We start from the raw sequence: 23,840 nt of genomic DNA, 5'->3' as shown, positions 1-23,840 counted from the left end.
TTCGACCCGGCCGATCATGCGCCGTTCGACGCCCGGGCCACCCGCCCGTTACAAAACAAAACCGCCGGGCACGCAGTGCGCCGGCGGTCTTTTGTCGGACCAGCGTCGGAAATCTTACAGCTTGCCGTAGCTGTGCAGCCCGGACAGGAACATGTTGACGCCGAGGAACGCGAACGTCGTCACGAGCAGGCCCGTCAGCGCCCACCAGGCGGCGACCGCGCCGCGCAGGCCCTTCATCAACCGCATGTGCAGCCAGGCCGCGTAGTTGAGCCACACGATCAGCGCCCAGGTTTCCTTCGGGTCCCAGCTCCAGTAGCCGCCCCATGCTTCGGCGGCCCAGAGCGCGCCGAGGATCGTCGCGATCGTGAAGAACGCGAAGCCGACCGCGATCGACTTGTACATCACGTCGTCGAGCACCTCGAGCGTCGGCAGGCGATCGGCGAGCACGCCGCGCTCCTTCATCAGGTACGCGACCGACACCATCGCCGACAGCGCGAAGCTGCCGTAGCCGATGAAGTTCGCCGGCACGTGGATCTTCATCCACCAGCTCTGCAGCGCCGGCACGAGCGGCTGGATCTGCTGCGCATCGCGCGCGACCGAGTACCACATCAGGAAGCCGACAGCCGCGCTGATGACGAGCAGCACGAATGCGCCGAGTGCGCGCGTGCCATAGTGGCCTTCGTAATACAGATAAAGCAGCGCGGTGATCAGGCTGAACAGCACGAACACTTCATACAGGTTCGATACGGGGATATGCCCGACGTCGGCACCGATCAGGTAGGACTCGTACCAGCGCACCATCAGGCCGGTGAAGCCCATCAGCACGGCGACCCACGTGAGCTTCTGGCCGATCGCGGAGCCCGACTCCGAACGTGCGAGCAAGCCGATCCAGTAGAAGATCGTCGCGAGCACGAATAGCGCGCTCATCCACAGGATCGCGGACTGGCTCGACAGGAAATACTTGAGGAAGAACGCCGAATCGGCGCGCGCCAGATCGCCCTGGTAGATCTGGATCGACAGCAGCGACAGCACCGCGATCGACGCCATCATCAGCCGGGCGGGCTTCCAGCGCCAGCCGAGTACGACAAGCGCCGGCACCGTGCCGATCATCACCGCCTTGTCGTAGTAATTCATGTGTTCGTTGTAGTGCACGAACGCATAGCCCGCGCCGACCACGAGTGCCAGCGCGAACAACCAGTCGATGACCGACAGGCGCGCGAGGAACGGGCGGTCGTCGAACAACGGCGCCGGATTCGAGGCTTGGGCGGGCCCCGAACGGGAAGAGGAAACTTGAGTGAGATCCATGATGTTACCGGGTGGAGTTCTCGGAATCGGAACCGCCGCCGGCGGGCGGGCGGGCAGTCGCTGCCGCGCCTGCGGGCGCGGCGTCGCGCGGTGCGGCGCGCAAGGCGGCGCCGGCCGCGTCGCGCGTCTGCACGAATTCTTTCTCGAAATCGAAGGTCTTGCGGGCCGTGGACATCGCCATCACCACATCGACGCCCGAGCCGGCATCCTTGAGCCAGAACCAGAGGCGCCGCTCGCGCACGTAGAACATCGAGAAGATGCCGGCGACCAACAGCAGGCTGCCAAGATACACCAGATTCTTGCCAGGCGCGCGCGTCAACTGAAATACCGAAGCTTGCACCTGCTTGAAGGAATCCAGCTGCAAATAGACCGGCGATCCATACAAAAAGCTGTCCGATAGCGCATTGATCGCGTTCTGCACGAAGCGGATCGTGTCGGTGCCCTGCTGGGCGGCCGGCTCGCCGGCGCGCTCGCGCGCGATCTGCCAGACCTCCCACATCGAGCCCTCGAGCATGCGCAGCAGCAGGCTCGCCGCCTTTTCCTGCTCGGCCTTCGGCACCGAACGGTCGATGAACGTCGCCACCGCCTGGAAGCCGCCGATCGGCTGGCCGTCGGCGCCCCGACCGACGCTGTCGTCGCTTGCCGCGAAGAGGGTCAGCACCTTGAAGGCGCTGTCCTGCAGACGGCCGCGCAGCGACGCTTCGGTCGTCGGCAGCGAACGCTGCGCAAAACGCGCGGCGGCGTCGGCACGCACGGCCGGATCCTCGAGCGCGGCGCGCAGGCGCATCCATTCGCCGATCGAATCCTGGCTGTCGGCCGGAATCCGCATGTAGCGGAACGGATCGTTCGGGCTACCGCGCACGCCGGCGAGGAACACGCGCGTGCCGCCCATGTCGACGGGCAGCATGTAGTTGTTGAATTCGCGCGCCTGGCCGTCCTTGCCGCGAATCTTGTACTGCACCGACGGGCCGATGTTGTGGAGCTGCATCGGCTTCGACGTCTTCGCGCCCGAGCCGAGCCGTTCGTCGAACACCTCCTTCAGCGATTCCGTCTTCGCGACGCCGCGCACGTCCGGCTTGCCGTTCGCGTCGGCCATGTTTTCGACGTTGATCGCCCGGAAGTCGGAGAACTCGATCGTGTCGCCGTCGGTGCCTGGCATCTGCAGCGGCGCCGTACTGCCGATCGTGCCCTTTACCGCGAAGGTCTTCGCGTTGTCGCCCGTCATCGGGTAGGCCGTCATCTGCATCTGCGAGCCGCCGTCCTGGAAGCTCGACTGGTAGATCGACACGCCCTTGTACGTGAACGGCTTGTTGACCTCGACGCGCGCGGGGATCTTCTGGCCCGTCTCGCGATCGATCACGACGATGTCGCTCGCAAACAGCTTCGGCATCCCCGTCGTGTAGTAGTCGACGATGAACTTGTTGAGCTGGATCGAGAACGGCAGGTCCTGGATCAGCGAGCCGCTCGGCTGGTTCAGGATCGCGGTCGACACGAACTGGCCTTCCGGCACCCACGCGTAGCCGCGGAACGTCGGGTTCGACGTGGACAGCCGGTGGTCGGGCGAGATCTCGCTGATCGTCGCGCTCGTGTTGACCGGACTCTTGCCGAACATCCACATCTGGAATTTGATCGGCAGGTTGCTGTCGAGCAGGCCGCCGATGCAGATCACGACGATCGCGAGGTGCGCGGAGATGTAGCCCCACTTCGTCAGCGCGCCGCGCTTAGCGGAGATCAGCGTCGCGCCGTCGGTTTCGCGCACCACGTGCTTGTAGCCGGCCTTCGCGACGAACGTGGCGAGCGTGGCCGCAACGGTCGCACGCGCGCCGGACGCCGTGTATTCGGCCTTGTGATGGAATGCACGCAGGCTGCCTTCGCGGACCTTGTCCTTCCAGCTCTTCGCATCGGCGAGCATCTTCGGCGCGTTGCGGATCACGCACAGCGAGATCGACGTGACGAGGAAAATCAGGATCAGCATGAACCACCACGCGCTGTACACGTTGTACAGGCCCAGCGAGCGGAAGATGTCCGCCCAGAACGGGCCGAACTGGTTCACGTAATTCGGATACGGGTCATCCTGGGTCAGAACCGTGCCGATGATGCTCGCGATCGACAACACCACCAGCAGCGCGATCGCGAAGCGCATCGAGCTCACCAGCTCGATCGCGCGCTTGGACGCACTTTGACCCGACTTCGACTGCAACCCCGACGTGGTAACGCTCATTCAAACTCCGACTTTGGGGGAAACAGCCCCCACGCTCACTTTGTGTTCGCTGCCCCGAAAGGGGCGGTCAGCACTCCCGGGGCGGCCCGGCGAGTGCCGACAAAAAAGGGCGAGGCCACCGCGATCACGCGGCGCCCCACCCTTTTCTTGTTCTGACTCCGGCCGCCCTTCGGGCGCCGGTCATTCCATTCGCGACGGCCCGTTCAACGCAGGCCCGCGATGTAATCCGCGACGGCCTTGATCTCGTTGTCCGACAGACGCGATGCGATCTGATGCATCGCCTCGTTGTTGTTGCGCGCGCCGGCACCCTGCTGGAACGCGGTCAACTGGGCAACCGTGTAATCGGCCCACTGCCCCGACAGACGCGGGTACTGGACCGGCAGCCCCTGCCCCGTCGGCCCGTGACAGCTCGCGCAGGCGGGGACACCCTTTTCCGCGATGCCGCCGCGATAGATCTTCTGGCCGATCGGCACGGTCGCCGCATCGCGGGCGGTGCCGAGCTTCGTTGCCTGCGAGCCGTAATACGCGGCGACGTTGCGCATGTCGTCCGCACTCAACGCGCTCGCGAACCCGACCATCACTGGATTTGTCCGCGCCGGCCCCTTGGCGCCCGACTGGGTCTTGAAGTCGTTCAACTGCTTGACCAGATATTCGGGATGCTGGCCGGCGAGCTTCGGGAAACTGCCCGACGCGCTGTTGCCGTCGGCGCCGTGACACGACGCACACACCTGCCCGGCAATCGCCTTGCCGCGGTCCAGATCCGGCTTTGCCGCATCCGCCGCGTTTGCCTCCGCTACGAAACCTACGAACCCTGCTGCAACCTGAAGCACCATCAGAGACTTGCACAGTCGATTCATTCGCACACCCTGTTTCGTCTTGTGGGAATTTGAGGTTCTGCAAAAAACGACGTCGACCAGTCTACCGCAGAAGCTACATAAAAGCGCGAGGCAGGCGCCCGCAACTCTTCGGCAAAACCGGCGTATTGTACAATATCGCGCTGAAAGCTCCCGCGCCTATCGGGGCTACCCCGCCTCCACCCCAGCGGCTCGCGCCGCCCCGTCCCACCGGTTCCCCATGGCCTTTTTGCTCCATCAAGCCCGCTTCTATACGACCGTCAATCATCTGCGCGACCTGCCGCCGACGGTCCAGCCGGAAATCGCGTTCGCGGGCCGCTCGAATGCCGGCAAATCGACGGCGATCAACGTGCTGTGCAACCAGAAGCGGCTCGCCTTCGCGTCGAAGACGCCCGGCCGCACGCAGCACATCAACTACTTCTCCGTCGGCCCGGCCGCCGAGCCCGTCGCGAACCTCGTCGACCTGCCCGGCTATGGCTACGCGGAAGTGCCGGGAGCCGCGAAGGCCCACTGGGAAATGCTGCTGTCGTCGTACCTCGCGACCCGTTCGCAGCTGTGCGGCCTGATCCTGATGATGGATTCGCGCCGCCCGCTGACCGACCTCGACCGCCGGATGATCGAGTGGTTCGTGCCGACCGGCAAGCCGATCCACACGCTGCTGACGAAGTGCGACAAATTGACGCGGCAGGAAAGCATCAATGCGCTGCGCAACACGCAAAAGGGGCTCGACGCGTACCGCGACCAGGGCGTGAAGGGCAAGCTGACCGTCCAGCTGTTCTCGGCGCTGAAGCGCACCGGGCTCGACGAGGCGCACGAACTGATCGAGAGCTGGGTGCGGCCGTCCGTCGCCGACGAAAAAAGCGAGCCTGTAGCACAATGAGCGGGCAACGCGCGGCCAGGATTGGCTGTGCGCACCTGACGGCACCTGCGGATTCGGCCGGCTCATAAAAAAACCCGCCGTCGAACGGCGGGTCAAACAGCCTAATCGAATAACGACAGGCACCCGCTCAGGGAGGAGAAGCGGGGAGCTGCACGCGACGCGTGCCGCTCGATCGCTATCATATACCAACGGTCTCGAAAATGACCTAAGGGTTCCGTAAGGTCCTTCTTGCCCTGATTTCTGCCAAATCGCCATGAGCTTCCATCCGCTTCATCGTCCGCGCCGGATGCGCCGCGACGACTTCTCCCGCCGCCTGATGCGCGAAAACCGCCTGACCACCGACGACCTGATCTATCCGGTGTTCGTCGTCGAAGGCACCAACGAACGCCAGCCCATACCGTCGATGCCCGGCGTCGAACGCGTGTCGGTCGATCTGCTGATGCAGGTCGCCGAGCAGTGCGTCGAACTCGGCGTGCCCGTGCTGTCGCTGTTCCCGGCCATCGAGCCGTCGCTGAAAACGCCCGACGGTCGCGAAGCGGCCAATCCGGAAGGCCTGATCCCGCGCGCGGTGCGCGAGTTGAAGAAGCGCTTCCCCGAACTCGGCGTGCTGACCGACGTCGCGCTCGATCCGTACACGAGCCACGGCCAGGACGGCGTGCTCGACGAAAACGGCTACGTGATCAACGACGACACGATCGAGATCCTGGTCGACCAGGCGCGCGCGCAGGCGGAAGCCGGTGTCGACATCGTCGCGCCATCCGACATGATGGACGGCCGCATCGGCGCGGTCCGCGAAATGCTGGAAAGCGACGGCCACATCCATACGCGCATCATGGCCTACTCGGCCAAGTTCGCGTCGGCGTTCTACGGCCCGTTCCGCGACGCGGTCGGCTCGGCGTCCAACCTGGGCAAGGGCAACAAGATGACCTACCAGATGGACCCGGCGAACAGCGACGAAGCGCTGCGCGAAGTCCGCCTCGACATCGACGAAGGCGCCGACATGGTGATGGTCAAGCCCGGCATGCCGTATCTCGACATCGTGCGCCGCGTGAAGGACGAGTTCCGCTTCCCGACCTACGTGTATCAGGTGAGCGGTGAATACGCGATGCTGAAGGCCGCCGCGATGAACGGCTGGCTCGACCACGACAAGGTCGTGCTCGAATCGCTGCTCGCGTTCAAGCGCGCGGGCGCCGACGGCGTGCTCACGTACTTCGCGCTCGATGCCGCGCGTCTGCTGAAAGCGCAGCGCTGAGCCGCGCGCCGGCAGGCACAATGAAAAACGGCGGGACACTTCGGTGTCCCGCCGTTTTTCATTTGCAGTCCGGTCGACGCAAAGGTCGCCTGTGCACGCGGACGAGCGCGTTACACCGTCGGTACCGCTGCGCGATCAAGGCTGCGCAGAAACGTCTCGGCCGCCTGATAGCCGACCACGCGGCCGATTTCGTGGCCGTTGCGATCGAAGAAGATGATGCCCGGCGGCCCGAACAGGTTGAAGCGCTTGAGCAGCGCCTGGTCGTCCGGATTGTTCGCGGTAACGTCCGCACGCACCAGATGAAGTTGCGCAAGCCGCGCCTGCACACGCGAATCCGTGAACGTCAGATGCTCCATCTCCTTGCAGCTCACGCACCAGTCGGCGTAGAAATCGAGCATCACGGGGCGGCCCGAGGTCTTCAGCAGCGTGTCGAGCTCGCCACTGGAGCGCACCGACGCGAACGCCGGCCCCTGTTGCGCGGCTGCCGGCGCATCGCCCGATGCAACCGTGCGCGCCGCGAGGACTGCCAGCGGCTTCACGGGGTCGTTGGAACCGGCCGCGAGACCAACGAGCAGCGTCGCAGCCCAGATCGCGAGCGCCGCACCGAGACCGCGGCCGAGGCGGCGCCAGATCGACGCGGCGCCGGCATGCGGCGTGAACAGGCCGAGTGCCGCGGCAGCAACCAGCAGCCACAACGCGGCGAGGACCATCTTCAGGCCGCCCGCGAGCACCGGCCACACGATCCATAGCGCGGCGGCGAGCAGCACGATGCCGAAGAACACCTTGACGCTGTCCATCCATGCGCCCGCGCGCGGCAGCACCGTACCCGCACCGATGCCGACCACGAGCAGCGGCACGCCGAGCCCCAGCCCCATCGCGAACAGCGCGGCGCCACCGAGCAACGCATTGCCGGTATGCGCGATGAACGCGAGCACCGCAAACAGCGGCGCCGTCATGCATGCGCCGACGACCAGCGCCGACAACGCCCCCATCGCGGCGACCGCGATGAAGTGGCCGCCCTGGCGCGCGCTCGATGCTTCGGCCGCGCCGTTCTGCCAGCGCTCGGGCAGCGCGATGTCCTTGCCCGAAATCAGCGATACCGCGAAGGCGGTGAGAAGCAGGCCGAACGCGCCGAGCACCCACGGGTTCTGCAGCCACGCACCGAGGCTCTGGCCGACCAGCGCCGCAGCGATGCCGAGCACCGTATAAACGAGCGCCATGCCGACCACGTAGGTGAGCGACAGCGCAAAACCGCGTGCATGCGTCGCCCGCGTGCCCTGACCGATGATGATCGCGGACACGATCGGAATCATCGGATACGAGCAGGGCAGCAGACTCAGCACGACGCCCGCGACGAAATACAGCGCGACGATCGTGAAGAAGCCGTGCCCCTCGAGCAGCGACTGCGCGAAATCCGCGCTCGTGACCTTGTCGAACCAGCTGCCCGAAGCCGTCGCGCCACCGGCCGGCGCGGTCGCACCCAGCGCCGCGCCATCGACCTTCACGACATGCTCGGCGGGCGGATAGCAGATCCCTTCGTCGGCACACCCCTGCGACGTCACCGCGAGCTCGAACGGCCCCGCAGCCTGCTTGACCGGCACGTGAATCACGACTTCGTCGCGATAGGTCTCGACTTCCTTCTGGAACGTCTGGTCGAACTTCACGTGTCCGGGCGGGAATGTCGGGTCGCCGAGCGTCGCCTGCCCGCTCTTCACCGCGAACGCGAACCGCTCGCGGTACAGGTAGTAGCCGTTGGCGACCTTGAAGCGGACGTCCACCTGCCCCGGCGATTCGCTCGCGCTGAACTTGAACGCCACCGACGGATCGAGAAAATCGTCGGCCGCGCGCGCGACCGACAGGCAGCCCAGCGCGAAAAAGAACGACAACAGGATCGCGAGGAATCGCGGTGCGCGCATGCGCACGGAAAGCGCCATACCGTTAAACATGAAATAGACGTTGAGTTTCGCTGGTCACCCACTGGCCGTACCCGACCGAGGCCGTCGCCTGCCACGAGACGATTTCCGGCGTCTCGTACGGATGATGCGTGAGAATAAATCGCTCCAGTTCGAGCGAGCGCACGGGGCTCGTCTTGAACAGCAACTGGATCTCGTCGGCCGTTTCGATCTTCCCCTGCCAGTGATAGCGCGACTTGATCGCACCGAGCTCCGACACGCAGGCGGCCAGCCGCGCGTCGAGCGCGCCGTCGGCGAGCGCTACGGCCGTCGCCGCATCCGGCACCGTCGTCAGCATCAACACCACCACCATACGCCCTCCTGGCTGGTTTACCGGCTTTCGCCGCCCCCGATCGCGCGAGTACCCGCGCCGACCGTCCCGTATCGTAGCGCAGCGCGCGCGACGCTGCCGGCACGAGGCTGCGACAATCGATCGCAGCGAGTCGGCCGCCAAAAACAAAAAGGGCCAAGCAATTGCTCGGCCCCTTTCAGATACTGCTGCGTACGGGAAGCTTACTCAGCTTCTTGCACGTTTTCCGTTTCGTCGACTTCCGGACGATCGAGCAGCTCGACCAGTGCCATCGGTGCGTTGTCGCCGACGCGGAAGCCGAACTTCAGCACGCGCAGGTAGCCGCCCGGACGGTTCGCGAAACGCGGACCGAGCACGTCGAACAGCTTCGCCACCGAGTCACGATCGCGCAGGCGGTTGAACGCCAGGCGACGGTTTGCCAGCGACGGCTTCTTGCCGAGCGTGATCAGCGGCTCGACGACTTTACGGAGTTCCTTCGCCTTCGGCAGCGTCGTCTTGATGACTTCGTGCTCGATCAGCGAGTTGGACATGTTACGGAGCATAGCCAGACGGTGGCTGCTCGTGCGGTTCAGTTTCCGCAGACCATGACGATGGCGCATTTCAGTTTCCTTGATTCAAAGTTTTGATCCAGCTCTTCTATCGCACCGCAGGGGTGCACGGGCCGGTAACGAAAAAAGCAAGATGCGGATTTTAAAGGAAAATCCGCATCTTTGCCAACTACAGCAACAACCGGGCTTACTTGTCGAGACCAGCCGGCGGCCAGTTTTCGAGCTTCATGCCCAGCGTGAGACCGCGCGAAGCGAGCACTTCCTTGATCTCGTTGAGCGACTTGCGACCGAGGTTCGGCGTCTTCAGCAGCTCGTTTTCCGTGCGCTGGATCAGGTCGCCGATGTAGTAGATGTTCTCGGCCTTCAGACAGTTCGCCGAACGAACCGTCAACTCGAGATCATCCACCGGACGCAGCAGGATCGGATCGATCTGCGGCGCGCGCGACGGTGCTTCGGCAGCCGTTTCCGTGCCTTCCAGTGCCGCGAACACGGACAGCTGGTCGACCAGGATGCGGGCCGATTGACGGATCGCCTCTTCCGGGGTGATCACGCCGCTCGTCTCGATGTTCATCACGAGCTTGTCGAGGTCGGTACGCTGCTCGACACGTGCGCTTTCAACGGCATAGCTCACGCGGCGAACCGGCGAGAACGATGCGTCGAGGACGATGCGGCCGATGATCTTGGCCGTGTCTTCGCCGTAGCGACGGACGTTGCCGGGCACGTAGCCGCGACCCTTTTCGATCTTGATCTGAACGTCGAGCTTGCCGCCCTTCGACAGGTGTGCGATCACGTGATTCGGGTTGATGACTTCGCAATCGTGCGCCAGCTCGATATCGCCGGCCGTCACGACGCCTTCGCCTTCCTTGCGCAGGGTAACCGTCACTTCGTCACGGTTGTGCAGCTTGAACACCACACCCTTCAGGTTCAGCAGCAGGTTGACGACGTCCTCTTGCACGCCATCAAGCGTCGAGTACTCGTGCACCACGCCCGCGATCGTGACTTCGGTCGGCGCGTAGCCAACCATCGACGACAGCAGCACGCGGCGAAGCGCATTGCCCAAGGTGTGGCCGTAACCGCGTTCGAACGGTTCCATGACCACCCTCGCGTGGTTCTCGCCAAGCGATTCCACGGCGATGATCTTGGGTTTCAGCAAACTGGTTTGCATGGGCTTTCCTTTTCAATACCCTCGGCTCGTTACACCGATAAGGCTGACCGGTAACAACCAGAAAATAAACAGCCGAGGCCCCCCCTTGCGAAACGCAATCGGGGTACCTCGGCCGTCAATCGGATTAACGCGAATACAATTCGACGATCAGGCTTTCGTTGATGTCGCCTGCGATGTCAGCGCGTTCCGGCATTTGCTTGAACGTGCCTTCGAACTTCTTCGCATCGACTGCAACCCAGCTCGGCATGCCGCCTTGCTCGGCCAGCGACAGCGCTTCGACGATACGCGCCTGCTTCTTCGCCTTTTCGCGGATCGCGACGACGTCACCCGCCTTCACTTGCTGCGACGGCACGTTCGCGACGACGCCGTTCACGGTGATCGACTTGTGGCTCACGAGCTGACGCGCTTCAGCGCGGGTCGAGCCGAAGCCCATGCGATACACGACGTTGTCGAGACGCGACTCGAGCAGTTGCAGCAGGTTTTCACCCGTGTTGCCCTTGCGGCGGTCGGCTTCAGCGAAGTAGCGGCGGAACTGACGCTCCAGCACGCCGTAAATACGCTTGACCTTCTGCTTTTCGCGCAGCTGCGTACCATAGTCGGACGTGCGTGCGCCCGAGGTACGGCCGTGCTGACCCGGCTTGCTGTCGAGCTTGCACTTGTCGGCGAGCGAGCGGCGCGCGCTCTTCAGGAACAGGTCGGTGCCTTCACGGCGGGACAGCTTGGCCTTGGGGCCGATATAACGTGCCACGTTGCATTCCTTTATCAATCAGTCACGCGGATCGCAATCCGCGCTAGTTCGCGCCCTTTGGGGCGAACGGTGGGCTTAGTCAATCAAAAAAGCAACGCCCGTCGACGCTACGCGGCGACAGGCAAATGCGCCAGCACGAACGTGCCAGCAGCATTCTTAGATACGACGGCGCTTCGGCGGACGGCAGCCGTTGTGCGGAATCGGGGTGACATCCGAAATCGCGGTGATCTTGATGCCGAGGCCATGCAGTGCGCGCACCGCCGACTCACGACCCGGGCCAGGGCCCTTGATCCGCACTTCCAGATTCTTCACGCCGTATTCCATCGCCACGCGACCGGCCGACTCAGCAGCAACCTGAGCAGCGAACGGCGTCGACTTCCGCGAGCCCTTGAAGCCCTGGCCGCCCGACGTCGCCCATGCCAGTGCATTGCCCTGGCGATCGGTGATCGTGATGATCGTGTTGTTGAACGACGCGTGAACGTGCACCACGCCTTCAGCGACGTTCTTCTTAACCTTCTTGCGAACGCGTTGCGCCGCGGTATTCGAAGCCTTAGCCATTACGTTTTCCTGTAACTGTCAGTTCCGCTTACTTCTTCAGCGCTTGCGCTGCACGACGCGGGCCCTTGCGGGTACGTGCGTTCGTACGCGTACGCTGACCGCGCATCGGCAGGCCCTTGCGATGACGGACACCACGGTAGCAACCGAGGTCCATCAGGCGCTTGATGTTCATCGTCACTTCACGGCGCAGATCGCCTTCGACGATGAACTTGCCCACTTCTTCACGCAGCTTTTCGAGGTCTGCGTCGGTCAGGTCCTTGACCTTCTTCGAGAATTCCACGCCAGCTGCCGAGCAGATGCTGCGCGAGCGCGTGCGGCCGATACCGAAGATTGCCGTCAGGCCGATCTCGGTATGCTGGTGATTCGGGATGTTAACCCCTGCGATACGAGCCATTGTTTTTCCTCAAACAAAAAGCGCAAACAAACGCGCGGTCAGCCTTGGCGCTGCTTGTGGCGCGGATCCGAGCTGCAGATCACGCGAACGACGCCTTTGCGCTTGATGATCTTGCAATTGCGGCAAATGCGCTTAACCGATGCCATCACTTTCATGATAATACCCTTTTTTCAAATCACTTCGCCCGGAACACGATCCGCGCACGAGACAGATCGTAAGGCGTCAATTCAACCGTGACCTTGTCGCCCGGCAGGATGCGGATGTAGTGCATCCGCATCTTCCCGGAGATATGCCCCAACACGACATGGCCGTTTTCCAGCTTCACGCGGAAGGTAGCATTCGGAAGGTTTTCAATCACCTCACCCTGCATCTGGATTACATCGTCTTTGGCCATAGTCCTGAATTAACGCATTGGGATGTTGCCGCCCTTGAAGTTTGCCTTCTTGAGCAGCGACTCATACTGTTGCGACATAACGTACGACTGCACCTGCGCCATGAAGTCCATCGTGACGACGACAATGATCAGCAGCGACGTTCCACCAAAATAAAACGGCACGTTCCAGCGCAGCACCAGGAATTCCGGCAGCAGACACACGAAGACGATGTAGATCGCACCAGCCAGCGTCAGACGCGTGAGGATGCGGTCGATGTATCGTGCGGTCTGATCGCCCGGACGAATACCCGGAACAAACGCGCCGCTCTTCTTCAGGTTGTCCGCGGTTTCCCTGCTGTTGAACACCAGTGCGGTGTAGAAGAAGCAGAAAAACACGATTGCCAGCGTGTACAGCAGCACATAGACCGGCTGACCCGGCTTCAGCGCCTCCGCGACGTTATGCAACGTGTTGGAGATCCAGCTCCCCGTCGGCTGACCCGTGCTGAACCAGCCGAGAATCGTGGCCGGAAACAGGATGATCGACGATGCGAAGATCGGCGGAATCACGCCCGACATGTTCAGCTTCAGCGGCAAGTGCGACGACTGTCCACCGTAGATCTTGTTGCCGACCTGGCGCTTCGCGTAGTTCACGAGGATCTTGCGCTGACCGCGTTCGATGAACACGACCAGGTAAGTCACCGCGGCAATCAGAACGACGATGATGATCGCCGAAATGATGCTCATCGAACCCGTACGCACCAGCTCGAACAGCCCACCGACGGCATTCGGGAACCCTGCTGCGATCCCGCCGAAGATGATGATCGAGATGCCGTTGCCCAGACCACGCTCGGTGATCTGCTCACCCAGCCACATCAGGAACATCGTGCCGGTAACCAACGTCACGACCGTCGTCAGTCGGAACAGCATGCCGGGGTCGATCACGAGGCCAGGCTGGTTTTCCAGCGCAGCCGCGATACCGAACGCCTGGAAGGTCGCGAGCACCACGGTGAAATACCGCGTGTACTGCGTGATCTTCCGTTGCCCTGCCTGCCCTTCCTTCTTCAGCGCCTCGAGCTGCGGCGAGACGATCGCCAGCAACTGCATGATGATCGACGCCGAGATGTACGGCATGATCCCCAGCGCAAAGATCGTGAAGCGGGAAAGCGCACCACCCGAGAACATGTTGAACATGCCCAGGATGCCGCCCGCCTGGCTCTGGAACAGCTTCGCCAGTTGATCCGGATCGATGCCCGGCACGGGGATGTGCGCGCCGATGCGATAGACGATCAGCGCCAGGAGCAGGAACATCGCTCGCCGACGCAGATCGCCGAATTTCGCCGTGCTTCGACCGGGTTTTGCAAGACTCGGGCTGTTAGCCAAGTACCTTCTCCGATGAATGCAAGTAACGACGCGCTACGCGTGTCACTCGGCGAACGAACCGCCAGCCGCTTCGATCGCAGCGCGCGCACCCTTGGTGGCACCGAGACCCTTCACGACGATCTTGCGCTTCAGTTCGCCCGTCGCGATGATCTTTGCGCTCTTCGTCAGCTCGCCGACCAGGCCGGCTTGCTTCAGTGCGAGCAGATCGATCTCATCGACCGGCAGCTTCTCGAGGTCGCCCAGGCGCACTTCACCGACGAATTCCTTCGTCAGCGACGTGAAACCGCGCTTCGGCAGACGACGTTGCAGCGGCATCTGACCGCCTTCGAAACCGACTTTGTGGAAGCCGCCCGAACGCGATTTCTGACCCTTGTGACCACGGCCAGCCGTCTTGCCGAGGCCCGAACCGATGCCACGGCCGACGCGACGCTTGGCGTGCTTGGCGCCAGCGGCCGGCTTCAGGTTATTCAATTCCATATCAACTCCTTGATCCGTAGGGCCGCTTACGCGATGACCTTAACGAGGTACGAGACCTTGTTGATCATGCCGCGGACCGCCGGCGTGTCCTGCAGCTCGCTAACCGAGTTGAGTCGGCGCAGGCCCAGGCCACGCACGGTCGCGCGGTGCGATTCGCGGGTCCCGATCAGGCTCTTAACGAGCTGAACCTTGACAGTTTTTTCAGACATGGTGACCACCCGGGCTTAGCCCAAAATATCTTCGACGGACTTGCCGCGCTTCGCCGCGATGTCTGCCGGGGTCGACTGCTTGCGCAGACCGTCCAGCGTGGCGCGAACGAGGTTGTACGGGTTCGTCGAACCGTGGCTCTTCGCCACGACGTTCTGAACGCCCATCACGTCGAACACTGCGCGCATCGGGCCGCCGGCGATCACACCCGTACCTGCCTTCGCCGGAGCGAGGAGGACAGCGGATGCGCCATGCTTGCCGTGCACTTCGTGCTGCAGCGTGCCGTTCTTGAGCGGCACCTTGAACATGTTGCGGCGAGCTTGTTCCATTGCCTTCTGGACAGCGACCGGCACTTCCTTCGCCTTGCCCTTGCCCATACCGATGCGGCCATCGCCGTCGCCAACCACGGTCAGTGCGGCGAAGCCGAGAATACGGCCACCCTTCACGACCTTGGTCACGCGGTTGACCGAAATCATCTTTTCGCGAAGGCCGTCGTCGCGCTCGTCAGCCTGAACTTTCGCTTGCATCTTTGCCATGACGAATTCCTTCCTTAGAACTTGAGCCCAGCTTCGCGAGCTGCCTCAGCCAGCGCCTTGACGCGGCCATGGTAGCGGAAGCCCGAGCGGTCGAAGGCGACGGATTCGATGCCGGCGGCCTTTGCCTTCTCGGCAATACGCTTGCCGATCAGCGTCGCAGCATTAACGTTGCCACCCTTGCCCGACTTGTCGGCCAGTTCGGCGCGCACTTCTGCTTCGAGCGTCGACGCGCTGGCGAGCACCTTGGTGCCGCACGGCGAGAACACTTGAGCGTAGATGTGCGTGTTCGTGCGATGCACGGCGAGACGCGCGACCTGCAGCTCAGCGATCTTGATACGCGTCTGGCGAGCGCGGCGCAGGCGAGATTGAGTCTTATCCATGATTGCGCACCCTTACTTCTTCTTCGTTTCTTTGAGGATCACAACCTCGTCGGAATAGCGCACGCCCTTGCCCTTGTAGGGCTCCGGCGGACGGTAACCGCGAACTTCCGCAGCTACTTGACCGACTTGTTGCTTGTTGATCCCCTTGATCACGATTTCGGTTTGCGTCGGGGTTTCAGCCTTGACGCCTTCCGGCATCTGGTGCACCACCGGGTGCGAGAAACCCAGCGACAGGTTCAGCTTGTCGCCTTGCGCCTGCGCACGATAACCGACGCCAACCAGCGTCAGCTTGCGCTCGAAACCCTTGGTCACGCCGTGCACGGCATTCGCGATGATCGCGCGCATCGTGCCCGACAGTGCATTTGCTTCGCGGCTTTCGTCGACCGGCGACAGATTCAGCGTGCCGTCGTTGTTCGCCACGTTCACGAGCGGATTGATCGCTTGCGTGATGGTGCCCAGCGGGCCCTTGACGGTGATTGCACCGTCGGCCAGCTTGACTTCCGCGCCTTGCAGCGCGATCGGGCTTTTACCTACTCGAGACATGTTTCTCTCTCCTCGGCTTTAAGCGACGTAGCAGATGACTTCGCCGCCGACGCCGGTAGCGCGCGCCTTGCGATCAGTCATCACGCCCTTCGGCGTCGACACGATTGCCACGCCCAGGCCGTTCATGACCTGGGGAATGTCGTTGCGGCCGCGGTACACGCGCAGACCAGGCTTCGACACGCGCTCGAGGCGTTCGATGACCGGGCGACCTGCGTAGTACTTCAGCGCGATATTCAGTTCGGACTTCGCACCTTCCGCCTTGACGGCGAAATCGTCGATATAGCCTTCGTCCTTCAGGACTTGCGCGATTGCAACCTTGACCTTCGACGAGGGCATCGCGACCGATACCTTCTCGACCATCTGCGCGTTGCGGATGCGAGTCAGCATATCGGCGATAGGATCACTCATGCTCATTTACGTTTCTCCTATTACCAGCTCGCCTTGGTCAGGCCAGGAATCTCGCCACGGAATGCGATTTCACGAATCTTGTTACGCGCGAGGCCGAATTTACGGAACGTGCCACGCGGACGGCCCGTGATCGCGCAGCGGTTACGCTGGCGGGTCGGGTTTGCGTTGCGGGGCAGTTGCTGCAGCTCCAGGCGTGCTTCGTAGCGCTCTTCTTCCGACTTGCTTTGGTCTTCGACGATCGCCTTCAGCGCTTCGCGCTTTGCTGCGAACTTCGCGACCAGGCGGGCGCGCTTCTTTTCACGTTCGATCAGTGCCAGTTTAGCCACGGTAACCTCAGTTTCTGAACGGGAACTTGAAGCTGGCGAGCAGAGCCTTTGCTTCGTCGTCGGTCTTCGCAGTCGTCGTGATGCTGATGTTCAGCCCACGCAGTGCGTCGATCTTGTCGTAGTCGATTTCGGGGAAAATGATCTGCTCTTTCACACCGATGTTGTAGTTGCCACGGCCATCGAAAGCACGACCCGACACGCCGCGGAAGTCACGCACGCGGGGCAGGGCGACGGTCACGAAACGGTCGAGGAATTCGTACATCGCACGGCCGCGCAGCGTCACCATCGCGCCAATCGGATAGCCCTGGCGGATCTTGAAGCCTGCGATTGCCTTGCGTGCCTTCGTGACGACCGGCTTCTGGCCGGCGATCTTCGTGAGGTCGCCAACGGCGTTCTCGATGATCTTCTTGTCAGCGATCGCTTCGCCAAGACCCATGTTCAGCGTGATCTTGGTGATGCGCGGCACTTCCATGACCGACTTGTAACCGAACTTCTCGATCAGGCCGGGCACAACCTTTTCTTTGTAAAACTCTTGAAAACGAGCCATTTTTTACTCCGCTGCGTCAGGCGCTCAGTACGGCACCGGTCGTCTTCAGGAAGCGAACTTTCTTGCCTTCCTCGACCTTGATGCCAACACGCGACGCCTTGCCATTCGCGTCGACCAGTGCGACGTTCGAAATATGCAGGGGCATCGTCTTCGCTTCCACGCCGCCCGTCGTACCCTTCATCGGGTTCGGCTTCACATGCTTCTTGACGAGGTTGATACCTTCAACCGTCACATGTTCAGCACCGACAGCCAGCACGACGCCGCGCTTGCCCTTGTCCTTACCAGTGACGACGATAACTTCGTCACCTTTGCGAATCTTGTTCATCGCGACTCCTTACAGCACTTCCGGCGCCAGCGAAACGATCTTCATGAATCGTTCGCTACGCAGCTCACGCGTCACCGGCCCGAAGATGCGGGTGCCGATCGGCTCAAGCTTGTTATTCAAAAGCACAGCGGCGTTGCCGTCGAACTTGATCAGCGAGCCGTCTTGACGGCGAACACCCTTGGCGGTGCGGACCACCACGGCGTTGTAGATTTCGCCTTTCTTCACGCGCCCGCGCGGCGTTGCTTCTTTGACGGTCACCTTGATGATGTCGCCAATGCCGGCATAACGACGCTTCGAGCCGCCGAGCACCTTGATGCACATGACTTCACGCGCACCCGTGTTGTCGGCTACTTCGAGCCGAGATTCGGTCTGGATCATGGTTTGTCTTTCCCAACTTAATCCGGATGCACCACCATGATGCATTCGGTCAGTCTTGGTCCCGTCAGCCAATCGGCTGCTTGGGTTGGAACAGCAGCGACGGCAAACGAAACCCGCCATCGCAATTCGGTGAATCTTTCGGACAGGCTGGCGCCAGTCCGCTTCCCCCACCAACTTCGCCCGCGACGGGGCTCCCATAAAGAGGGAAGACCAGGATTATAACAAATAATCCTGGTCACGCAAGCAAAAACTTTGCGATTTCAAGCACTTCGTGGAGAAGTGCCTGTTACTGCCTACTGCACGGACCCGCTTAGATCACGCGAGCCGCTTCGACGAGGCGCGACACCGTCCAGGCCTTCGTCTTCGAAACAGGACGGGTTTCCTGGATTTCGACGAGATCGCCTTCGTTGCAGGTGTTCGCTTCATCATGCGCGTGGTACTTCTTCGAGCGCACGACATACTTGCCGTAGATCGGGTGCTTGACGCGGTGCTCGATCAGCACGGTGACGGTCTTGTCCATCTTGTTGCTGACGACCCGACCGACCAGCGTCCGCTTCAGCGAGGTTTTCACGCTATCGTTCATTTCTGGTTCGCCTTCTGAGTCATGACGGTCCGCACACGTGCGATGTCGCGACGAACCTTCTTCAGCTGGCTCGTGTTCGTGAGCTGCTGGGTCGCGAGTTGCATGCGCAGGCCGAATTGCGCCTTCAGCAGGTCCGCCAGCTCCTTGTTGAGCGCGGCCTGGTCTTTCTGGAGAAGTTCGGAAGCCTTCATGTTTTCTCCTTAGGCGCCGAGCTGGCGCACGATGAATGCCGTCTTCAGCGGCAGCTTGGCTGCAGCCAGACGGAACGCTTCGCGTGCCAGTTCTTCGGTTACGCCGTCCATTTCATAGAGCATCTTGCCCGGCTGGATCTCGGCGACGTAGTACTCCGGGTTACCCTTACCGTTACCCATACGCACTTCGGCCGGCTTCTGCGAAATCGGCTTGTCCGGGAAGATCCGGATCCAGATACGACCGCCACGCTTGATGTGACGCGTCATTGCACGACGCGCCGCTTCAATTTGACGTGCGGTCAAACGACCGCGACCGATCGCCTTCAGGCCGAAATCACCGAACGACACTGCGTTGCCGCGCGTCGCCTTGCCGGTGTTACGACCCTTCTGCTCTTTACGATACTTTCTGCGTTTCGGTTGCAGCATCGTTATTCTCCAGTCTTGCCGTCTTCGGGCTTGCCGGCGCCACGGCGCGGTGCGCCACGGCGAGCACCCGGAGCGCCGCCTTCGCCGTCACGGCGCGGACGACGGTCGCCCGGACGCGCATTGCGACGCGGACGCTTGTCTTCGGCTACTTCTTCGACCACCGGCGCATCGTTGCGGCCGAGCGTGTCGCCCTTGTATACCCACACCTTGACACCGATGATGCCGTAGGTCGTCTTCGCTTCCGAAGTCGCGTAGTCGATATCGGCACGCAGCGTGTGAAGCGGCACGCGACCTTCGCGATACCACTCCGTACGAGCGATTTCGATACCGTTCAGACGGCCTGCGCTCATGATCTTGATGCCTTGGGCACCCAGACGCATCGCGTTCTGCATCGCACGCTTCATCGCGCGACGGAACATGATCCGGCGCTCGAGCTGTTGCGTGATCGAGTCAGCGATCAGTTGCGCATCGGTTTCCGGCTTGCGGATCTCTTCGATGTTGACGTGAACCGGCACGCCCATGCGGCGTTGCAGTTCCGTCTTCAGCTGTTCGATATCCTCGCCCTTCTTGCCGATGACGACGCCCGGACGCGAGCTGTAAATCGTGATGCGCGCGTTCTTTGCCGGACGCTCGATGACGACCCGACCGACCGAAGCGTTCTTCAGCTTCTTCTTCAGGTACTCACGAACACCGATGTCTTCCTGCAGCATCGCCGCGAAATTGTTGTTGTTCGCGTACCAACGCGAAGCCCAATTGCGGCTGACAGCCAGGCGGAAGCCAGTCGGATGAATTTTCTGTCCCATCGTATGGCTCCTTAATTCCCGACCGTCACAGTGATGTGACAGGATTGCTTCTCGATGCGGTTACCGCGGCCCTTGGCGCGCGCGGTGAAACGCTTGAGCGATGCAGCCTTGTCGACGTAGATGCTCTTGATCTTGAGCTCGTCGATATCAGCGCCTTCGTTGTGCTCCGCATTCGCGATTGCCGACAGCACAACCTTCTTCACGATGCCAGCCGCCTTCTTCGGCGAGAACGTCAGGACGTTCAGCGCCTTGTCGACCGGCAAACCGCGGATCTGGTCAGCCACAAGGCGCGTTTTTTGCGCCGAGATGCGGGCACCGCGATGAATTGCTTTCACTTCCATCTTGATTGCCCCTTATTTCTTGGCCTTCTTGTCGGCCGCGTGACCCTTGAACGTACGGGTCAGTGCGAACTCGCCAAGCTTGTGGCCGACCATGTTTTCCGAGATGTACACCGGAACGTGTTGACGGCCGTTGTGAACAGCGATCGTCAGGCCGATGAAATCCGGCAGAATCGTCGAGCGACGCGACCAGGTCTTGATCGGCTTTTTGTCGCGCGAAGCTGCAGCCGCCTCAACTTTCTTCAGCAAATGGGCGTCGCAGAACGGACCTTTTTTTACAGAACGTGCCATTGCCTACTCCTTAACGCTTGTGACGGCGCTGAACGATCATCGTCGTCGTGCGCTTGTTGCTGCGGGTGCGATAACCCTTAGCCGGCGTACCCCACGGGCTCACCGGGTCGCGACCTGCAGCCGTCTTGCCCTCACCACCACCGTGCGGGTGATCAACCGGGTTCATCGCAACGCCACGCACCGTCGGGCGGATACCGCGCCAGCGGTTCGCGCCAGCCTTGCCGATCTGGCGCAGGCTATGCTCTTCGTTGCCGACTTCACCGATCGTTGCACGGCACTCGATGTGCACGCGGCGGATTTCGCCCGAACGCAGACGAACCTGCGCGTAGACGCCTTCGCGTGCCAGCAGCATGGCCGACGTGCCAGCCGAACGCGCCATTTGCGCGCCCTTGCCCGGCAGCATCTCGATGCAGTGGATCGTCGTACCGACCGGAATGTTGCGGATCGGCAGCGTGTTGCCTGCACGGATCGGCGCTTCCGAACCCGACATCAGCTGTTGGCCGACGGTCAGGCCCTTCGGGGCGATGATGTAGCGACGCTCGCCGTCTGCGTAGAGCACCAGCGCGATGTTCGCGCTACGGTTCGGGTCGTACTCGAGACGCTCGACCTTTGCCGGGATGCCATCCTTCGTGCGACGGAAATCGACGATACGATAGTGCTGCTTGTGACCACCACCCTTGTGACGCGTGGTGATACGGCCGTTGTTGTTACGGCCGGCGGTCGAGCTCTGCGAGTCGAGCAGTGCCGCGAACGGCTTGCCCTGGTGCAGATTCTTGTTGACCACCTTGACCATCGCGCGGCGACCCGGCGATGTCGGCTTAACTTTCACGATTGCCATGATTACTTGGCCTCCGCTTCAAAGTTGATTTCCTGGCCGGGCTTCAGGCAAACGTACGCCTTCTTCACGTCCTTGCGGCGACCCATCGAACGGCCGAAACGCTTTTGCTTGCCCTTCTGGACCAGCACGTTGACCGAATCAACTTCAACCTTGAACAGCAACTCGACAGCCGCCTTCACTTCCTGCTTCGTGGCATCCGGTGCGACTTCGAACACGACTTGCTCGTTCTTGTCGGCAACCAGCGTCGCCTTTTCCGAGATCACCGGTGCGAGCAGGACCTGCATCAAACGATGATCGTTTTTGCGAATCTCGCTCATGACAGCAACTCCTCGATCTGGGCGACCGCAGCCTTCGTGACCAGCACTTTCTTGAAGTAGATCAGCGACAGCGGGTCAGCGTAGCGCGGCTCGACAATCGCCACGTGCGGCAGGTTGCGCGAAGCCAGGTACAGGTTCTCGTCGACCGTATCCGTAATGATCAGCACGGAGTCGAGACCCATGGTCTTGAATTTGTCAGCCAGCAGCTTGGTCTTCGGCGCTTCGAGGATGATGTCCTCGACGACCGACAGACGGCCTTCACGGGCCAGCTGCGAGAAGATCGAGCAGAGACCTGCGCGATGCATCTTCTTGTTGACCTTGTGCGAGAAGTTTTCTTCCGGCGAGTTCGGGAAGATGCGACCACCGCCACGCCACAGCGGGCTCGACGACATACCGGCACGAGCGCGGCCCGTACCCTTCTGACGCCACGGCTTCTTGGTGGTGTGCTTGACTTGCTCACGGTCCTTCTGTGCGCGGTTACCCTGGCGAGCATTCGCCTGGTACGCGACGACGACCTGGTGGATCAGCGCTTCGTTGTAGTCACGACCGAACACGACGTCCGACGCGTTGACCACTGCACCTTCCTGACCATTTTCGTTCAGGAGCTTGAGTTCCATTATTTCGCCCCCTTGGTCTTGACGGCCGGCGTCACGAAAACCTTGCCGCCCTTCGCGCCCGGAATCGCGCCCTTGACGAGCAGCAGCTTGCGCTCTGCGTCGATACGAGCGATTTCGAGGTTCTGCACCGTCACCGTAACGTCACCGAGGTGACCCGTCATGCGCTTACCCGGGAAAACACGACCCGGATCCTGCGCCATACCGATCGAGCCCGGCACGTTGTGCGAGCGCGAGTTACCGTGCGTGGCACGGCCGGAGGAGAAGTTGTAACGCTTGATCGTACCGGCGTAGCCCTTACCGATCGACACGCCTTGCACGTCGACCTTCTGGCCTACTTCGAAAAGATCGGCACCGACGACGGCGCCATTCGACAGCTCGGCTGCCTTGGCCGCGTCAATGCGGAATTCCTTGAGGATTTCACCGGCTTCGACACCGGCTTTGGCGAGATGACCTGCCAGCGGCTTCGTCACGCGCGATGCGCGGCGGGAGCCGAATGCAACCTGCACGGCCGTGTAGCCGTCGGTTTCAACAGTCTTGATCTGCGTCACGCGGTTGTCCGACACGTCCAGCACGGTGACGGGAATCGAATCCCCTTCAGCCGTGAAGATACGGGTCATGCCAACCTTGCGACCTACGAGTCCAAGGCTCATCATTTTCTCCATTCCCGACTGCGATTGGTCGGGGCTGATTTACAAAATGCCGGGCACGCAAGGCCCAACTTTTTTATGCGAATACGCGAAAAGCCAAGCATTATAGCCCGACTTCACGATTTCCGCAAGCAATCAAAGACTTAGCGCCACCCGACAAGCCGGTTGGCGCTGAAAGCCTTACTGCAGCTTGATTTCCACGTCGACGCCAGCCGGCAGATCGAGCTTCATCAGCGCGTCAACCGTCTTGTCGGTCGGATCGACGATGTCCATCAGGCGCTGGTGGGTACGGATTTCGAGCTGATCGCGCGACGTCTTGTTGACGTGCGGCGAACGCAGGATGTCAAAACGCTGGATGCGCGTCGGCAGCGGCACCGGGCCGCGGACGATTGCACCAGTCCGCTTCGCGGTATCGACGATCTCGGCAGCCGATTGATCGATCAAACGGTAGTCGAAAGCCTTCAGGCGAATGCGGATTTTCTGTTGCTGCATGACGATTCCTTGAAAAGAGCGAGGCGATGTTGCATCGCCGGACACTAAAAGAACGCGAAACATGTTGCCTGCGGGGAGCGAGGCGACACGTCCCGAACGGTACTTCCACTGCTAAGCCCGCGATTCTACACGAAAATTCGGAGCGGTGGTGGGCGTTTGTCAATACCGCGACACGCGCCACAAAGACAAAACCGGGCGCCAGATCAGACTGGACACCCGGTTTCGACGAT

36 protein-coding genes are annotated in these 23,840 nt (G+C 61.8%); 2 read left to right on the top strand and 34 right to left on the bottom strand.

The genetic code is table 11. The features are described 5' to 3' along the window. Positions 1-114 precede the first annotated feature (114 nt). The 3 genes from ccsB to FFI87_RS01655 all read right to left on the bottom strand — a co-directional run bounded on the left by ccsB (position 115) and on the right by FFI87_RS01655 (position 4,383). Positions 115-1,305 (bottom strand): c-type cytochrome biogenesis protein CcsB, encoded by a 1,191-nt coding sequence (gene ccsB, locus FFI87_RS01670; protein ID WP_012362898.1) that lies wholly within the window; start codon positions 1,303-1,305, stop codon positions 115-117. Positions 1,306-1,309: 4 nt separating this feature from the next. Then, complete coding sequence (locus FFI87_RS01665) at positions 1,310-3,526, bottom strand: cytochrome c biogenesis protein ResB (RefSeq protein ID WP_138848359.1); 2,217 nt, start codon at positions 3,524-3,526, stop codon at positions 1,310-1,312. Positions 3,527-3,729: 203 nt separating this feature from the next. Next, entirely contained in the window at positions 3,730-4,383 is a 654-nt protein-coding gene (locus tag FFI87_RS01655) for a c-type cytochrome (RefSeq protein WP_006758792.1), read from the bottom strand. A gap of 217 nt (positions 4,384-4,600) precedes the next feature. Between FFI87_RS01655 and yihA the strand changes: the two genes are divergently transcribed. Next, positions 4,601-5,260, top strand: coding sequence for a ribosome biogenesis GTP-binding protein YihA/YsxC (yihA, locus tag FFI87_RS01650; RefSeq protein ID WP_006758791.1), 660 nt, complete (start codon positions 4,601-4,603; stop codon positions 5,258-5,260). Between the two features lie 253 nt (positions 5,261-5,513). Then, positions 5,514-6,512 carry a porphobilinogen synthase gene (gene hemB, locus FFI87_RS01645; RefSeq protein ID WP_011655765.1) on the top strand — a complete coding sequence of 333 codons (999 nt, stop codon included), beginning with the start codon at positions 5,514-5,516 and terminating at the stop codon, positions 6,510-6,512. Between the two features lie 110 nt (positions 6,513-6,622). On the opposite strand, the gene dsbD is transcribed toward hemB, so the two are convergent. From dsbD to rpsJ, 31 genes are all read right to left on the bottom strand, one after another. Further along, positions 6,623-8,458, bottom strand: a complete 1,836-nt coding sequence (dsbD, locus tag FFI87_RS01640; protein ID WP_012362895.1) for a protein-disulfide reductase DsbD — start codon at positions 8,456-8,458, stop codon at positions 6,623-6,625. Beyond that, the gene (cutA, locus tag FFI87_RS01635) at positions 8,451-8,777 is read right to left on the bottom strand and encodes a divalent-cation tolerance protein CutA (RefSeq protein WP_138848360.1); all 327 of its coding nucleotides are present in this window, start codon (positions 8,775-8,777) and stop codon (positions 8,451-8,453) included. The genes dsbD and cutA overlap by 8 nt, the downstream gene beginning before the upstream one ends. Before the next feature lie 200 nt (positions 8,778-8,977). Further along, a complete protein-coding gene (gene rplQ, locus FFI87_RS01630) occupies positions 8,978-9,373 on the bottom strand; it encodes a 50S ribosomal protein L17 (RefSeq protein ID WP_006477175.1) in 396 nt (131 codons plus the stop codon). A 136-nt stretch (positions 9,374-9,509) separates the two neighbouring features. Then, positions 9,510-10,487: a DNA-directed RNA polymerase subunit alpha gene (locus FFI87_RS01625; protein WP_006477176.1), complete on the bottom strand. Its 978-nt coding sequence runs from the start codon at positions 10,485-10,487 to the stop codon at positions 9,510-9,512. A 124-nt stretch (positions 10,488-10,611) separates the two neighbouring features. Beyond that, positions 10,612-11,235 carry a 30S ribosomal protein S4 gene (rpsD, locus tag FFI87_RS01620; protein ID WP_012362893.1) on the bottom strand — a complete coding sequence of 208 codons (624 nt, stop codon included), beginning with the start codon at positions 11,233-11,235 and terminating at the stop codon, positions 10,612-10,614. 156 nt (positions 11,236-11,391) lie between these two features. Next, a complete protein-coding gene (gene rpsK / locus FFI87_RS01615) occupies positions 11,392-11,793 on the bottom strand; it encodes a 30S ribosomal protein S11 (protein ID WP_004197937.1) in 402 nt (133 codons plus the stop codon). Between the two features lie 28 nt (positions 11,794-11,821). Beyond that, a complete protein-coding gene (gene rpsM / locus FFI87_RS01610; RefSeq protein ID WP_006752933.1) occupies positions 11,822-12,187 on the bottom strand; it encodes a 30S ribosomal protein S13 in 366 nt (121 codons plus the stop codon). A gap of 38 nt (positions 12,188-12,225) precedes the next feature. Beyond that, positions 12,226-12,342, bottom strand: a complete 117-nt coding sequence (rpmJ, locus tag FFI87_RS01605; protein WP_004199844.1) for a 50S ribosomal protein L36 — start codon at positions 12,340-12,342, stop codon at positions 12,226-12,228. A gap of 20 nt (positions 12,343-12,362) precedes the next feature. Then, positions 12,363-12,581 carry a translation initiation factor IF-1 gene (infA, locus tag FFI87_RS01600; protein WP_004521905.1) on the bottom strand — a complete coding sequence of 73 codons (219 nt, stop codon included), beginning with the start codon at positions 12,579-12,581 and terminating at the stop codon, positions 12,363-12,365. Positions 12,582-12,590: 9 nt separating this feature from the next. Further along, positions 12,591-13,940, bottom strand: coding sequence for a preprotein translocase subunit SecY (secY, locus tag FFI87_RS01595; protein WP_011655761.1), 1,350 nt, complete (start codon positions 13,938-13,940; stop codon positions 12,591-12,593). Positions 13,941-13,982: 42 nt separating this feature from the next. Beyond that, positions 13,983-14,417 carry a 50S ribosomal protein L15 gene (gene rplO, locus FFI87_RS01590; RefSeq protein ID WP_006482880.1) on the bottom strand — a complete coding sequence of 145 codons (435 nt, stop codon included), beginning with the start codon at positions 14,415-14,417 and terminating at the stop codon, positions 13,983-13,985. Between the two features lie 26 nt (positions 14,418-14,443). Then, a complete protein-coding gene (gene rpmD, locus FFI87_RS01585; RefSeq protein ID WP_006400644.1) occupies positions 14,444-14,626 on the bottom strand; it encodes a 50S ribosomal protein L30 in 183 nt (60 codons plus the stop codon). A 15-nt stretch (positions 14,627-14,641) separates the two neighbouring features. Continuing rightward, positions 14,642-15,160, bottom strand: coding sequence for a 30S ribosomal protein S5 (rpsE, locus tag FFI87_RS01580; RefSeq protein ID WP_006752931.1), 519 nt, complete (start codon positions 15,158-15,160; stop codon positions 14,642-14,644). A gap of 14 nt (positions 15,161-15,174) precedes the next feature. Continuing rightward, positions 15,175-15,540 carry a 50S ribosomal protein L18 gene (gene rplR / locus FFI87_RS01575; RefSeq protein WP_006477183.1) on the bottom strand — a complete coding sequence of 122 codons (366 nt, stop codon included), beginning with the start codon at positions 15,538-15,540 and terminating at the stop codon, positions 15,175-15,177. 12 nt (positions 15,541-15,552) lie between these two features. Beyond that, entirely contained in the window at positions 15,553-16,083 is a 531-nt protein-coding gene (gene rplF / locus FFI87_RS01570) for a 50S ribosomal protein L6 (protein WP_006758786.1), read from the bottom strand. Between the two features lie 18 nt (positions 16,084-16,101). Then, positions 16,102-16,497: a 30S ribosomal protein S8 gene (rpsH, locus tag FFI87_RS01565; protein WP_006477185.1), complete on the bottom strand. Its 396-nt coding sequence runs from the start codon at positions 16,495-16,497 to the stop codon at positions 16,102-16,104. 14 nt (positions 16,498-16,511) lie between these two features. Continuing rightward, entirely contained in the window at positions 16,512-16,817 is a 306-nt protein-coding gene (gene rpsN / locus FFI87_RS01560; protein ID WP_006482884.1) for a 30S ribosomal protein S14, read from the bottom strand. A 7-nt stretch (positions 16,818-16,824) separates the two neighbouring features. Beyond that, on the bottom strand, positions 16,825-17,364 hold the full coding sequence (gene rplE, locus FFI87_RS01555) for a 50S ribosomal protein L5 (protein WP_006482882.1): 540 nt from the start codon (positions 17,362-17,364) through the stop codon (positions 16,825-16,827). Positions 17,365-17,380: 16 nt separating this feature from the next. Next, positions 17,381-17,689, bottom strand: a complete 309-nt coding sequence (gene rplX, locus FFI87_RS01550) for a 50S ribosomal protein L24 (protein ID WP_006477187.1) — start codon at positions 17,687-17,689, stop codon at positions 17,381-17,383. A 9-nt stretch (positions 17,690-17,698) separates the two neighbouring features. After that, positions 17,699-18,067, bottom strand: a complete 369-nt coding sequence (rplN, locus tag FFI87_RS01545; protein WP_006752929.1) for a 50S ribosomal protein L14 — start codon at positions 18,065-18,067, stop codon at positions 17,699-17,701. Between the two features lie 310 nt (positions 18,068-18,377). Beyond that, the gene (gene rpsQ, locus FFI87_RS01540) at positions 18,378-18,650 is read right to left on the bottom strand and encodes a 30S ribosomal protein S17 (protein ID WP_006752928.1); all 273 of its coding nucleotides are present in this window, start codon (positions 18,648-18,650) and stop codon (positions 18,378-18,380) included. Then, a complete protein-coding gene (rpmC, locus tag FFI87_RS01535; RefSeq protein ID WP_006400652.1) occupies positions 18,647-18,841 on the bottom strand; it encodes a 50S ribosomal protein L29 in 195 nt (64 codons plus the stop codon). The genes rpsQ and rpmC overlap by 4 nt, the downstream gene beginning before the upstream one ends. Positions 18,842-18,850: 9 nt before the next feature. Further along, the gene (rplP, locus tag FFI87_RS01530; protein WP_006752927.1) at positions 18,851-19,267 is read right to left on the bottom strand and encodes a 50S ribosomal protein L16; all 417 of its coding nucleotides are present in this window, start codon (positions 19,265-19,267) and stop codon (positions 18,851-18,853) included. Between the two features lie 2 nt (positions 19,268-19,269). Beyond that, a complete protein-coding gene (gene rpsC / locus FFI87_RS01525; protein ID WP_006482899.1) occupies positions 19,270-20,070 on the bottom strand; it encodes a 30S ribosomal protein S3 in 801 nt (266 codons plus the stop codon). Between the two features lie 11 nt (positions 20,071-20,081). After that, positions 20,082-20,411, bottom strand: a complete 330-nt coding sequence (rplV, locus tag FFI87_RS01520; RefSeq protein ID WP_004199272.1) for a 50S ribosomal protein L22 — start codon at positions 20,409-20,411, stop codon at positions 20,082-20,084. Between the two features lie 12 nt (positions 20,412-20,423). Continuing rightward, positions 20,424-20,699 carry a 30S ribosomal protein S19 gene (gene rpsS, locus FFI87_RS01515; protein WP_004199273.1) on the bottom strand — a complete coding sequence of 92 codons (276 nt, stop codon included), beginning with the start codon at positions 20,697-20,699 and terminating at the stop codon, positions 20,424-20,426. 10 nt (positions 20,700-20,709) lie between these two features. Next, positions 20,710-21,537: a 50S ribosomal protein L2 gene (gene rplB / locus FFI87_RS01510; RefSeq protein WP_006482900.1), complete on the bottom strand. Its 828-nt coding sequence runs from the start codon at positions 21,535-21,537 to the stop codon at positions 20,710-20,712. A gap of 2 nt (positions 21,538-21,539) precedes the next feature. Then, positions 21,540-21,854, bottom strand: coding sequence for a 50S ribosomal protein L23 (gene rplW, locus FFI87_RS01505; protein ID WP_004199275.1), 315 nt, complete (start codon positions 21,852-21,854; stop codon positions 21,540-21,542). Next, complete coding sequence (gene rplD / locus FFI87_RS01500) at positions 21,851-22,471, bottom strand: 50S ribosomal protein L4 (RefSeq protein ID WP_006477192.1); 621 nt, start codon at positions 22,469-22,471, stop codon at positions 21,851-21,853. Before rplD ends, rplW begins: the two co-directional genes overlap by 4 nt. Continuing rightward, the gene (gene rplC / locus FFI87_RS01495; protein WP_006752926.1) at positions 22,471-23,121 is read right to left on the bottom strand and encodes a 50S ribosomal protein L3; all 651 of its coding nucleotides are present in this window, start codon (positions 23,119-23,121) and stop codon (positions 22,471-22,473) included. The genes rplD and rplC overlap by 1 nt, the downstream gene beginning before the upstream one ends. Before the next feature lie 177 nt (positions 23,122-23,298). Further along, positions 23,299-23,610 carry a 30S ribosomal protein S10 gene (rpsJ, locus tag FFI87_RS01490; RefSeq protein ID WP_004199280.1) on the bottom strand — a complete coding sequence of 104 codons (312 nt, stop codon included), beginning with the start codon at positions 23,608-23,610 and terminating at the stop codon, positions 23,299-23,301. Between the last annotated feature and the right edge of the window lie 230 nt (positions 23,611-23,840).

Source organism: Burkholderia sp. KBS0801 (assembly GCF_005937855.2).
GTDB lineage: Bacteria > Pseudomonadota > Gammaproteobacteria > Burkholderiales > Burkholderiaceae > Burkholderia > Burkholderia ambifaria.
Note: the sequence above shows the minus strand (reverse complement) of the source record. Positions and strands in the feature narration are given on the sequence as shown.

Excerpts from the sequence above, each read along its gene's own strand:
- ccsB (WP_012362898.1), bottom strand. The coding sequence starts at position 1,305 with ATGGATCTCACTCAAGTTTCCTCTTCCCGTTCGGGGCCCGCCCAAGCC.
- FFI87_RS01665 (WP_138848359.1), bottom strand. The coding sequence starts at position 3,526 with ATGAGCGTTACCACGTCGGGGTTGCAGTCGAAGTCGGGTCAAAGTGCG.
- FFI87_RS01655 (WP_006758792.1), bottom strand. The coding sequence starts at position 4,383 with ATGAATCGACTGTGCAAGTCTCTGATGGTGCTTCAGGTTGCAGCAGGG.
- yihA (WP_006758791.1), top strand. The coding sequence starts at position 4,601 with ATGGCCTTTTTGCTCCATCAAGCCCGCTTCTATACGACCGTCAATCAT.
- hemB (WP_011655765.1), top strand. The coding sequence starts at position 5,514 with ATGAGCTTCCATCCGCTTCATCGTCCGCGCCGGATGCGCCGCGACGAC.
- dsbD (WP_012362895.1), bottom strand. The coding sequence starts at position 8,458 with ATGTTTAACGGTATGGCGCTTTCCGTGCGCATGCGCGCACCGCGATTC.
- cutA (WP_138848360.1), bottom strand. The coding sequence starts at position 8,777 with ATGGTGGTGGTGTTGATGCTGACGACGGTGCCGGATGCGGCGACGGCC.
- rplQ (WP_006477175.1), bottom strand. The coding sequence starts at position 9,373 with ATGCGCCATCGTCATGGTCTGCGGAAACTGAACCGCACGAGCAGCCAC.
- FFI87_RS01625 (WP_006477176.1), bottom strand. The coding sequence starts at position 10,487 with ATGCAAACCAGTTTGCTGAAACCCAAGATCATCGCCGTGGAATCGCTT.
- rpsK (WP_004197937.1), bottom strand. The coding sequence starts at position 11,793 with ATGGCTAAGGCTTCGAATACCGCGGCGCAACGCGTTCGCAAGAAGGTT.
- rpsM (WP_006752933.1), bottom strand. The coding sequence starts at position 12,187 with ATGGCTCGTATCGCAGGGGTTAACATCCCGAATCACCAGCATACCGAG.
- rpmJ (WP_004199844.1), bottom strand. The coding sequence starts at position 12,342 with ATGAAAGTGATGGCATCGGTTAAGCGCATTTGCCGCAATTGCAAGATC.
- infA (WP_004521905.1), bottom strand. The coding sequence starts at position 12,581 with ATGGCCAAAGACGATGTAATCCAGATGCAGGGTGAGGTGATTGAAAAC.
- rplO (WP_006482880.1), bottom strand. The coding sequence starts at position 14,417 with ATGGAATTGAATAACCTGAAGCCGGCCGCTGGCGCCAAGCACGCCAAG.
- rpmD (WP_006400644.1), bottom strand. The coding sequence starts at position 14,626 with ATGTCTGAAAAAACTGTCAAGGTTCAGCTCGTTAAGAGCCTGATCGGG.
- rpsE (WP_006752931.1), bottom strand. The coding sequence starts at position 15,160 with ATGGCAAAGATGCAAGCGAAAGTTCAGGCTGACGAGCGCGACGACGGC.
- rplR (WP_006477183.1), bottom strand. The coding sequence starts at position 15,540 with ATGGATAAGACTCAATCTCGCCTGCGCCGCGCTCGCCAGACGCGTATC.
- rplF (WP_006758786.1), bottom strand. The coding sequence starts at position 16,083 with ATGTCTCGAGTAGGTAAAAGCCCGATCGCGCTGCAAGGCGCGGAAGTC.
- rpsH (WP_006477185.1), bottom strand. The coding sequence starts at position 16,497 with ATGAGCATGAGTGATCCTATCGCCGATATGCTGACTCGCATCCGCAAC.
- rplE (WP_006482882.1), bottom strand. The coding sequence starts at position 17,364 with ATGGCTCGTTTTCAAGAGTTTTACAAAGAAAAGGTTGTGCCCGGCCTG.
- rplX (WP_006477187.1), bottom strand. The coding sequence starts at position 17,689 with ATGAACAAGATTCGCAAAGGTGACGAAGTTATCGTCGTCACTGGTAAG.
- rplN (WP_006752929.1), bottom strand. The coding sequence starts at position 18,067 with ATGATCCAGACCGAATCTCGGCTCGAAGTAGCCGACAACACGGGTGCG.
- rpsQ (WP_006752928.1), bottom strand. The coding sequence starts at position 18,650 with ATGAACGATAGCGTGAAAACCTCGCTGAAGCGGACGCTGGTCGGTCGG.
- rpmC (WP_006400652.1), bottom strand. The coding sequence starts at position 18,841 with ATGAAGGCTTCCGAACTTCTCCAGAAAGACCAGGCCGCGCTCAACAAG.
- rplP (WP_006752927.1), bottom strand. The coding sequence starts at position 19,267 with ATGCTGCAACCGAAACGCAGAAAGTATCGTAAAGAGCAGAAGGGTCGT.
- rpsC (WP_006482899.1), bottom strand. The coding sequence starts at position 20,070 with ATGGGACAGAAAATTCATCCGACTGGCTTCCGCCTGGCTGTCAGCCGC.
- rplV (WP_004199272.1), bottom strand. The coding sequence starts at position 20,411 with ATGGAAGTGAAAGCAATTCATCGCGGTGCCCGCATCTCGGCGCAAAAA.
- rpsS (WP_004199273.1), bottom strand. The coding sequence starts at position 20,699 with ATGGCACGTTCTGTAAAAAAAGGTCCGTTCTGCGACGCCCATTTGCTG.
- rplB (WP_006482900.1), bottom strand. The coding sequence starts at position 21,537 with ATGGCAATCGTGAAAGTTAAGCCGACATCGCCGGGTCGCCGCGCGATG.
- rplW (WP_004199275.1), bottom strand. The coding sequence starts at position 21,854 with ATGAGCGAGATTCGCAAAAACGATCATCGTTTGATGCAGGTCCTGCTC.
- rplD (WP_006477192.1), bottom strand. The coding sequence starts at position 22,471 with ATGGAACTCAAGCTCCTGAACGAAAATGGTCAGGAAGGTGCAGTGGTC.
- rplC (WP_006752926.1), bottom strand. The coding sequence starts at position 23,121 with ATGAGCCTTGGACTCGTAGGTCGCAAGGTTGGCATGACCCGTATCTTC.
- rpsJ (WP_004199280.1), bottom strand. The coding sequence starts at position 23,610 with ATGCAGCAACAGAAAATCCGCATTCGCCTGAAGGCTTTCGACTACCGT.